Origin of the sequence: Stenotrophomonas maltophilia group sp. Smal32, from assembly GCF_030237085.1 — a bacterium.
Classification (GTDB): domain Bacteria; phylum Pseudomonadota; class Gammaproteobacteria; order Xanthomonadales; family Xanthomonadaceae; genus Stenotrophomonas; species Stenotrophomonas maltophilia_Q.
In genome coordinates this window covers 1-9,683 of record NZ_JASJSI010000141.1, presented here as the reverse complement: position 1 = coordinate 9,683, position 9,683 = coordinate 1, and the positions used below count along the sequence as shown (strand labels likewise).

Sequence of the window (9,683 nt, the reverse complement as noted above, 5' to 3'; positions counted from 1 at the left end):
GAAGAGCGTGCCAACCAAGGTTGGCACCCACCGGAATGGTTGGCGCCCACCCGATCCGCCGGCTCACAGGCGGCTGTAGGACCAACTGACCATGCGCCCGTCCTTGTACGGCATTACCCCGTGGAACGGGCGCGGGTCGGTGTCGAACACCAGCGGCAGGAAGTTGCGGTCGCCCTCCCACATCGGCAGCGTGTCCAGCTTGTCCAGGTCCACCCACTCCAGCGTGCCTTCGTGGTTGCCGCCGTGCGGGGTGCCCTCGAAGCTGTCGATGACGAATACGAAGCCCAGCCAGTCCTCGCCGTGCTTGCCGAAACCCGGCCAGCTGATGGTGCCGCGCAGGCGCATTTCCGTGCAGTCGATGCCGGCCTCTTCCTGGATCTCGCGGCGCATGCTGGCGGCCACGTCCTCGTCCGCTTCGATCTTGCCGCCCAGCCCGTTGTACTTGCCCAGGTGATGGTCACCGGGGCGGGTATTGCGATGGATCATCAGCACCTGGCGACGATCAGGCGACAGCACGTAGCCCAGGGTGGCGACGATCGGGGTATACGGCATGGGGCAGCATCCAGCGGCAGGTCAGCCGTGGATTATGGCCGATCAGCGCACCAGCGACAGGCGGCGTTCGGTGGGTGTGCCTGCGCCATCGGGATCACGGCGCAGGGTGGCCACGCCGTGGCCGCGCTCGGCCAGGTATTCCAGCCACTTGCCGAGGAAAGTATTCATCCGCATGCGGTGGCTGATCAGCTCCGCCGGCGGCGGGTACAGGCCCATGGTGTCCTGCCAGCGGCGGCCGACGTAACAATGGGTGGTCTCGGCCTGGCGCGCGTCACGGTACAGGCGCACATAGGCCGAGGGATCGGGCTCGCCGGTGACCGGATCGGCCAGGTCGTAGGTCAGGCGCAGCTCCACCGTGTAGCGGTGGCACTCGATCACGTCCAGGCGCACGTCCAAGCCGTCGCCGATCGAGGAGATGTAGCTGCCCGCCGCCAGTCCGGCCGGTTCGAACAGGCGCACCAGATGGCGGTAGTTTTCCGCGTACAGGCCCATGAGCCAGCTCAACCGGCTCAGGCGGGGAATGCGTTCGGTACGGGGCAAGGCTCGGGCCATGGGTCGATCCTACACGTTGGTGCTTCAACGTGGGGGCGCCTCGAGCCACAGCCAACCCGCCGGTCGCTGTCACCGCTGTAGCGCCGAGCCCATGCTCGGCTGGGCCACCGGGTTCTGGCCGAAGGGCAGCCGAGCGTGGGCTCGGCTCGACAGGGCCCAGCATCCACTGGGCGCGCGCCTCAATACAGCTCGCGCTGCAGCCCCAGCGTGGCCAGCACCTTGCTGGAGATCTCCTCGATCGAGGTATGGGTGGTACTCAGGGTCGGGATCCGCTCCATCTGGAACATCACCTCGGCCGCGGCCACTTCGCGCTTGCAGGTGTCCAGGTTGGCGTAGCGCGAATTCGGACGGCGCTCCTGGCGGATCTGCTGCAGGCGGTCCGGGTCGATGGTCAGGCCGAACAGCTTGCGCCGGTAGTTGCGCAGGCGCGGCGGCAGGCGGTCGCTTTCCAGGTCCTCGTCGGTCAGCGGGTAGTTGGCCGCGCGCACCCCGTAATGCAGGGCCAGGTAGATGCAGGTGGGCGTCTTGCCGGCGCGCGACACCGCCACCAGGATCACGTCGGCGTCGTCATAGTTCACCGCAATGCCGTCGTCGTGGGTCAGCGCGAAGTTCATCGCATTGATGCGGCGGTGATAGGTGTCGAAATCGACCATGCCGTGGGCCTGGCCGACCCGGGCCAGGCGCGGACTGGCCAGTTCACGCTCCAGTGGCTCGATGAACGGCGCAAACACATCCAGCATCAGTGCCCCGCTGTCGGCCAGGATCAGGCTCAGGCTCTGGTCGACGCAGGAGTTCACCACGATCGGCCGGACCTGGTACCGCTCCCCCGCCGCCTGGATCCGGGCACAGGCTTCACGCGCTTTTTCGGGGTCGTCGACAAACGACATCCGGTCGGTAATGAAGCTGAACCCGGAGAACTGGGTGAGGAGGCTATGCCCAATGGTTTCAGCGGTGATACCGGTTCCATCGGAAACGTAGAACACCGGACGGATGGTCGACATGCGCGCTTTTACCCCCTACGAAGCTTAAAAAGGCCGCCAGCACAAGCTTGTGCCGACGGTGCTCTGCCCGGCATCATATCGGCTTCTTCCTACGGACGCGGCCACTCAGCCCGCCTCGGGCGATGGCCAAACGGAGCATCGCGCTTGAACGAGAACATCCTGTGGTTGCACGAACTGCGTCTGGCCGATCTGGCCCGCGTAGGCGGCAAGAATTCGTCGCTGGGCGAGATGATCGGCAACCTGGCCGGTCTGGGCGTTTCGGTGCCGGGCGGTTATGCCACCACCGCTGAAGCCTTCAAGGACTTCATCGCGCACAACGATCTGTCCAAGCGCATCTTCGACAAGCTGGCCACGCTGGACGTCGAGGACGTCAACGCGCTGACCGCGGCCGGCAAGGAAATCCGCACCTGGGTGATCGATGCCCCGCTGCAGCCGCAGCTGGACCAGGACATCCGCACCGCCTACGCCAAGCTGAGCGCCGACAACGGCGGTGGCGACGTGGCCGTTGCCGTGCGTTCGTCGGCCACCGCCGAGGATCTGCCGGATGCCTCCTTCGCCGGCCAGCAGGAAACCTTCCTCAACGTCACCGGTGCCGACGACGTCGTGCACAAGGTCAAGGAAGTGTTCGCCTCGCTGTACAACGACCGTGCCATCGCCTACCGCGTGCACCACGGCTTCAAGCACGAGGACGTGTTCCTGTCCGCCGGCGTGCAGCTGATGGTGCGTTCGGGCGTCGGTTCCTCCGGCGTGCTGTTCACCCTGGACACCGAGTCCGGCTTCCGCGACGTGGTGTTCGTCACCTCCTCGTTCGGCCTTGGCGAAATGGTCGTGCAGGGTGCGGTGAACCCGGACGAGTACTACGTCTACAAGCCCACCCTGCAGGCCGGCAAGCCGGCGATCCTGCGCCGCTCGCTCGGCAGCAAGGCGATCCGCATGGTGTATTCGGATGTCCCCGGTGAGCGCGTGAAGATCGAGGATACCCCGGTCGAACTGCGCAACACCTTCTCGATCAGCGACGAGGACGTGCAGGAGCTGTCCAAGCAGGCGCTGGTCATCGAAAAGCACTACGGCCGCCCGATGGACATCGAGTGGGCCAAGGACGGTGTCAGCGGCAAGCTGTTCATCGTGCAGGCGCGCCCGGAAACGGTGAAGTCGCGCAGCCACGCCACCCAGATCGAGCGCTTCGCGCTGACCGAAAAGGGCGGCACCGTGCTGGCCGAAGGCCGCGCCGTCGGCGCCAAGATCGGTTCGGGCGTGGCCCGCGTGGTGAAGACGCTGGATGACATGAACCGCGTGCAGCCGGGCGACGTGCTGATCGCCGACATGACCGACCCGGACTGGGAACCGGTGATGAAGCGCGCCTCGGCCATCGTCACCAACCGTGGCGGCCGTACCTGCCACGCCGCGATCATCGCGCGCGAGCTGGGCGTGCCGGCTGTGGTCGGTTCGGGCAACGCCACCAAGGTCATCGAAGATGGCCAGCTGGTCACCGTCAGCTGCGCTGAAGGCGATACCGGCTTCATCTACGAAGGCAAGCTCGGCTTCGAGCGCACAACCACCGATCTGGGCAACATGCCGCCGGCACCGCTGAAGATCATGATGAACGTGGCCAACCCGGAACGCGCCTTCGACTTCGGCCAGCTGCCGAACGCCGGCATCGGCCTGGCCCGCCTGGAAATGATCATCGCCAGCCACATCGGCATCCATCCGAATGCGCTGCTGGAATACGACCGCCAGGACGCCGCGACCAAGAAGAAGATCGACGAGAAGATCGCCGGTTACGGTGATCCGGTCAGCTTCTACGTGGACCGCCTGGCCGAAGGCATCGCCACCCTCACCGCCTCGGTTGCACCGAACGCCGTGATCGTGCGCCTGTCGGACTTCAAGTCCAATGAGTACGCCAACCTGATCGGCGGCAGCAACTACGAGCCGCACGAAGAGAATCCGATGATCGGCTTCCGCGGCGCCAGCCGTTACGTCGACCCGAGCTTCTCGGCCGCCTTCGCGCTGGAGTGCAAGGCTGTGCTGCGCGTGCGCAACGAAATGGGCCTGGACAACCTGTGGGTCATGATTCCGTTCGTGCGCACCCTGGAAGAAGGCCGCAAGGTCATCGAGGTGCTGGAACAGAACGGCCTGAAGCAGGGCGAGAACGGCCTGAAGATCATCATGATGTGCGAAGTGCCGTCCAACGCACTGCTCGCCGATGAATTCCTGGAGATCTTCGACGGCTTCTCGATCGGCTCCAACGACCTGACCCAGCTCAGCCTGGGCCTGGACCGCGATTCGTCGATTGTCGCCCACCTGTTCGACGAACGTAACCCGGCGGTGAAGAAGCTGCTGTCGATGGCGATCAAGTCGGCACGTGCCAAGGGCAAGTACGTCGGCATCTGCGGCCAGGGCCCGTCCGACCATCCGGATCTGGCCGAGTGGCTGATGCAGGAAGGCATCGAGTCGGTGTCGCTGAACCCGGACACCGTGGTCGATACCTGGCTGCGCCTGGCCAAGCTGAAGGCCAACGGCTGATGCACTGATGGCCGCAGGCTGACGTCGTGTTCATCGGCGTCAGCCCATACTGCTGCTGCACGCAAGCCCCGCCTCTGCGGGGCTTCGTGTTTCTGGCGTGCACGCACGCCCTGCCCTTCGCAGCAAAGGATGTCCGCATGATCGCCGCAGCAGCACCCGCCGCCCCCGCCGCAACGCCCTGGTTCCACTCGCTCGACTGGGAACGCCTGCTGGAAACCTATGGCGTGCCGTTGCTTGCTGCCATCGTGGTGCTGCTGGTCGGCATGTGGGTGGCACGACGCCTGTCCAACGCGATGCCGCGCGCGACCGCGCGCATGGGCGTGGACCCGATGCTGGGCAGTTTCCTGCGCAACGTGGTCTACGCCGCATCACTGGTGATTGTGGTGGTACTCGCCATCGGCACGCTGGGCGTGCAGATCACCCCGCTGCTGGCCGTGCTCGGTACCGCTGGCCTGGCGGTCGGCCTGGCATTGAAGGATTCGCTGTCCAACATCGCCTCGGGCGTGATGCTGGTGACGCTGCGCCCGTTCCGTGTCGGCGACGTAGTTACCGTGGCCGGGCAGACCGGCACGGTCCGCGAAGTGCGCATCTTCCAGACCGTGCTTACCGGTGCCGACAACCAGCACACGACCATCCCGAACACGCTGATCACCGCCGCGCCGATCATCAACCTGACCGCCGAACCGACGCGCCGCGTCGAACTGGTGATCGGCATCGGTTACGAGGACGACATCCAGCTGGCACGCGATACCGCGCTGGCACTGATGAAGGCCGACCCACGCGTGCTGCAGACGCCAGCACCGGACGTGGTGGTGTACGAACTCGGCGCGCACGCGATCAACCTCGGCATCCGCTGCTACGTGAAGTCAGCCGACTGGTTCGGCACCAAGGTGACGCTGCTGGAGCAGCTGAAGCTGGGCTATGACAAGGCCGGCATCAACATTCCGTATCCGCAGCAGGACATGCACCTGTACCTGCATGGCAAGGATGGCGGCGTGGTTGAGGCGGATGCGCTGGTGCGCGACAAGCCCTGATCCATCCCGGTAGTGCCGACCAACGGTCGGCACCCACCCAACCGACTCCATCCCCGGGCTGCCGGCCAGCGGCCGGCATACCCGTCATCAGGCCTCGGCAACCTCTTCCAGTACCGGGTAATCGGTGAAGCCCTCCGCGCCACCGCCGAAGAACCTCGCACGATCCGGCGGATTGAGCGACGCACCCGTACGCAGGCGCTCAGGCAGATCCGGGTTGGCAATGAACGGCCGGCCGAACCCGATCAGATCGGCCCAGCCTTCGGCCAGCGCCTGATCGGCGCGCTCGGCGGTGTACTTGCCGGCATAGATCAGCGTGCCCGGGTAGACCATGCGCAGCGCCTGCTTGAACGCCACCGGCATCACCGGCGCATCCTCCCAATCGGCTTCGGCAATGTGCAGGTAGCCCACGCCCAGCTCGCCGAGCAGGTGTGCAGCGGCCAGATAGGTCGCCTGCGGCGTATCGTCCACCGCACCCTGCAGCGTGGTCAGCGGCGCCAGGCGCACGCCAACGCGATCACCGCCGGCCACTGCCACTACCGCCTGCACCACTTCGCGCAGGAAACGCAGCCGATTCTGCAGCGAACCACCATAGCCATCGGTACGCTGGTTGGCCTGCGAATCGATGAACTGGTTGATCAGGTAGCCGTTGGCGCCATGCAGTTCGACGCCGTCGAAGCCTGCCTCCAGCGCATTGCGCGCGGCCTGCGCGTAATCGGCGACGATGCCCGGGATCTCGTCCTCGCGCAGCGCGCGCGGCATCGAATGCTGGATCATCTCGCCCACGCCCGCTTCCGGGCCTGCGCCCGTGGGGTCAACAAACACCTTCACGCCTTCGGCCAGCAACGCCGACGACGACACCGGCGCTGCGCCATCGGGCTGCAGGGCCACATGCGAGACGCGGCCGACGTGCCACAGCTGCGCGTAGATGCGGCCACCGGAAGCGTGCACCGCATCGGTCACCTGCCGCCAGCCCTGCACCTGCTCGGCACTGTGGATGCCCGGGGTCCAGGCATAGCCCTGGCCCTGCGCGCTGATCTGGGTGCCTTCGCTGACAATCAGGCCCGCGCCGGCACGCTGCGCGTAATAGGTCGCCATCTCGGCGGTGGCAACGTTGCCGGCAGCCGCACGCGAGCGGGTCATTGGCGGCATCACGATGCGGTTGGGCAGGGTCAGCGGGCCCAGACGGTGGGAGGTGAACAACATGGCGGACATCTCTTGCGGGGGGAGTGCCAGCAAGAATGGGGACCGCCTGCGAAAGGCAACAGGCGTGTCGTGGCAAAACAGTTGTGCCCGGCAGGCAAGGATGGCCTGCTCAGGGGTCGGATCCCTTGGCAACGCAAAGGGCTCTGACCCCAAAAGCGACCCCAAAGCCGGTTACAGCGTCGGCTCGATCAACACGCCACCATGTGCCACCCGGTCATAGCAGGTGCGCACCACATCTTCCCCGTACTTCTGCTCCAGCCGGCGCACGATGAAGTGGCCACGCGCCATGTCCTGGTAGTAGTCGGTGAACATGGTATTGAGCGTTGCCCCGGCAGCGGCACCGACAATCGGCACCGCCTGCGCGGCGAATTTCTCGGTGACCACTACGCCGAAACGCGCCGCCACCTTCTCCACCATCTTCGCCAGCAGCTTGCCGGCTTCCTTCGGCGCCACGCCCAGGGTCAGGTCACGGCCGGTCACCACACGCCCGGCCAGTTCGGCCGACAGATGCCGCATCACGTCGGTGGTGAAGCCGCGGGCCAGGTAGTAACCGGTCTCGCTGGCGTCATCACGCGGCGAGTTGCCACCCAGCGCGAATACCTCCAGGCAGGCTTGGCGGGTGCTGAACTCGGACAGGTCGAAGCCCTCGCTGCGGGCCACGTCGGCCACCGCGCGCATCATGATGGTGGTTGACACCGGCAGCTCGATGAACAAGGCCGCGAAGCCGAACGCCCCGCCAACCGCGCCGGAGGTGGCGGCCGCCAGCTTGTGCCAACGGGTGGAGGCGCCTTTGCCCGGGGTGTTGTCCATGCTCCACAGCGCGGCCTGCGCGGACTTGGACAGTGCCGCCTGCACGGCGCCATGGATGCGATTGGAGACCGAGCTGGGCAGCGCCTTCACCGCGAACTCCAGCGGCGTGCCGACCAGGTTGGCCATGCGCGCGGTCAGGGTCGGCGCTTCCAGCAGGGCCACCGCCCGCTGCAGGTCGGACCAGTCGCGGGCGTCGTGGGCGATGTCGCGGGGGAGCAGGATCGGCTCGTTCATGGCGCCGATCTTAGCGCCAGGGAGTTGAACGGTTCGTCGCGGGGCACGACAGAGGGATCAGAGTCCTTTCCGCCGGAAAGGGATCCGACCCCAACGAGTGACAGCATCAGGCAACCGGCAAGCCCGACAGCGCCCCCATGAACTGGCGGTAGTGGCGCAGCTCGGCGATGGAGTCGTGCACGTCGCTGAGGGCGGTGTGGTTGCTGTTCTTGCCCACACCGGCGGCCACGCTCGGCGCCCAGCGCTTGGCCAGTTCCTTCACCGTGGACACGTCCAGGTTGCGGTAGTGGAAGTACTTCTCCAGGCGCGGCATCTGGCGGTGCAGGAAGCGGCGGTCCTGGCAGATCGAGTTGCCGCACATCGGCGACAGGCCTGCCGGAATCCACTGTGCCAGGAAGTTCACCGTCTGCGCCTCGGCCTGGCCAAGGGTGGTGGTGCTGTCCACCACGCGCTGCCACAGGCCCGAACGGCGATGCTGGTTGCGGTTCCACTCGTCCATCGCCTCCAGCGTTTCCAGCGGATGATGGATGGCGAATTCCGGACCTTCGGCCAGCACGTTGAGCTGGGCGTCGGTGACCACGGTGGCGATCTCGATGATCGAATCGTTGTCGGTGTCCAACCCGGTCATTTCCAGGTCGATCCAGATAAGTCGTTCGTTGGCCGCGCCGGTGTCCGCCATTGTGTCGCCTCGTTGCTGGGCAGGCGCGCGGCCTACCGGTGAAGGAAAGAGGCGCCCATCATACCCGTTCGCCCCTCAGCCCTCGCCGACATGGTCTTCCAGCAGCAGCGGCGGCTTGCCGCGCTTGGCACGGAAGTAATTGGTCAGGCGCGTGCTGGCTTCCTTGGCCAGCACCCCGCCGTGGATCTCGACCCGGTGGTTGTGGCGGGAATCACCGAGCAGGTCGAACACACTGCCGCACGCACCGGTCTTTGGATCACTGGCGCCGTAGACCAGGCGCGATACCCGTGCATGCACGACCGCCATCGCGCACATCGCGCACGGCTCCAGGGTCACGTACAGGGTGCTGCCCAGCAGGCGATGGTTGGCCAGCAGCTTCCCTCCTGCCCGCATGGCCACGATCTCGGCATGCGCGCTGGGATCGTGCGAGGCAATATTGAGGTTCCAGCCCTCGCCCAGCAGCTGGCCATCGGCGCTTACCAGCACCGCGCCAACCGGGATCTCGTCAAAGTCACGCTGTGCGCGCTCGGCCAAGGCCAGTGCATGGCGCATCCAGTGTTCATCGGCGTCGTGCACCGGTACACCCAGGACATCGGTCATGGCGGTTCTCGCTTTTCAACTGGGCCAGGATGGCCGCCGGGGCCGCATTGTACGCCCCGGGGTCGTGCAGGCGCCGCTAACGCGCGTCGAAGCGCTCACGGGCGGCGTCCAGCACAGGAAAGTTGTGCTCGGCCCAGCGGTCCAGGGCAGCCAGCGTGTCGACCAGGCCGCGCGCAACCTCGGTCAACCGGTACTCCACATGCAGCGGCCTGCTGCCCCGTTCGCAACGCTCGACCAGGCCATTGCGCTCCAGCTGTCGCAGGGTCTGGGTCAACACCTTCTGCGAGATACCTTCGATCTTCCGCAGCAACACGCCGTTACGAAGCGGGCCCTGCGCCAATGCCGGCAGCAGCAGCATCACCCACTTGCCTGAAATCAGCGCAAGCGCATCGCGTGCGGAGCAGTCGGCGGCATACACGTCTCCGGGACAGGCCATGGTTACCTCAAGGTGCGTAATTGCCGGGGCAGGCCGGCATCGCGAGGATGGTCGCACAC

The 9,683-nt window shown here is 66.1% G+C and carries 10 protein-coding genes; 2 read left to right on the top strand and 8 right to left on the bottom strand.

What is annotated here, in order from left to right:
- Positions 1–63: 63 nt before the first annotated feature.
- The 3 genes from QRO91_RS20570 to QRO91_RS20560 form a co-directional block, all read right to left on the bottom strand.
- Positions 64–552 carry an 8-oxo-dGTP diphosphatase gene (locus tag QRO91_RS20570; protein ID WP_106551357.1) on the bottom strand — a complete coding sequence of 163 codons (489 nt, stop codon included), beginning with the start codon at positions 550–552 and terminating at the stop codon, positions 64–66.
- Between the two features lie 42 nt (positions 553–594).
- Complete coding sequence (locus QRO91_RS20565) at positions 595–1,104, bottom strand: DUF1249 domain-containing protein (RefSeq protein ID WP_111113715.1); 510 nt, start codon at positions 1,102–1,104, stop codon at positions 595–597.
- Positions 1,105–1,283: 179 nt separating this feature from the next.
- Entirely contained in the window at positions 1,284–2,105 is an 822-nt protein-coding gene (locus tag QRO91_RS20560; RefSeq protein WP_006452040.1) for a pyruvate, water dikinase regulatory protein, read from the bottom strand.
- A 144-nt stretch (positions 2,106–2,249) separates the two neighbouring features.
- On the opposite strand from QRO91_RS20560, the gene ppsA reads away from it, so the two are divergent.
- A complete protein-coding gene (gene ppsA, locus QRO91_RS20555; RefSeq protein ID WP_197650391.1) occupies positions 2,250–4,628 on the top strand; it encodes a phosphoenolpyruvate synthase in 2,379 nt (792 codons plus the stop codon).
- Between the two features lie 137 nt (positions 4,629–4,765).
- Entirely contained in the window at positions 4,766–5,662 is an 897-nt protein-coding gene (locus QRO91_RS20550) for a mechanosensitive ion channel family protein (RefSeq protein ID WP_197650390.1), read from the top strand.
- Between the two features lie 87 nt (positions 5,663–5,749).
- Here QRO91_RS20550 and QRO91_RS20545 read toward each other — a convergent pair whose 3' ends face one another.
- The 5 genes from QRO91_RS20545 to QRO91_RS20525 all read right to left on the bottom strand — a co-directional run bounded on the left by QRO91_RS20545 (position 5,750) and on the right by QRO91_RS20525 (position 9,624).
- On the bottom strand, positions 5,750–6,865 hold the full coding sequence (locus QRO91_RS20545) for an alkene reductase (RefSeq protein WP_197650389.1): 1,116 nt from the start codon (positions 6,863–6,865) through the stop codon (positions 5,750–5,752).
- A gap of 171 nt (positions 6,866–7,036) precedes the next feature.
- Positions 7,037–7,909 carry an EcsC family protein gene (locus QRO91_RS20540; RefSeq protein ID WP_285310535.1) on the bottom strand — a complete coding sequence of 291 codons (873 nt, stop codon included), beginning with the start codon at positions 7,907–7,909 and terminating at the stop codon, positions 7,037–7,039.
- A gap of 106 nt (positions 7,910–8,015) precedes the next feature.
- Positions 8,016–8,588: an oligoribonuclease gene (gene orn, locus QRO91_RS20535; protein WP_071227609.1), complete on the bottom strand. Its 573-nt coding sequence runs from the start codon at positions 8,586–8,588 to the stop codon at positions 8,016–8,018.
- 75 nt (positions 8,589–8,663) lie between these two features.
- Positions 8,664–9,188 (bottom strand): tRNA adenosine(34) deaminase TadA, encoded by a 525-nt coding sequence (gene tadA, locus QRO91_RS20530; protein ID WP_197632127.1) that lies wholly within the window; start codon positions 9,186–9,188, stop codon positions 8,664–8,666.
- A 76-nt stretch (positions 9,189–9,264) separates the two neighbouring features.
- Positions 9,265–9,624, bottom strand: coding sequence for a helix-turn-helix domain-containing protein (locus tag QRO91_RS20525; RefSeq protein WP_049429669.1), 360 nt, complete (start codon positions 9,622–9,624; stop codon positions 9,265–9,267).
- Positions 9,625–9,683 lie beyond the last annotated feature (59 nt).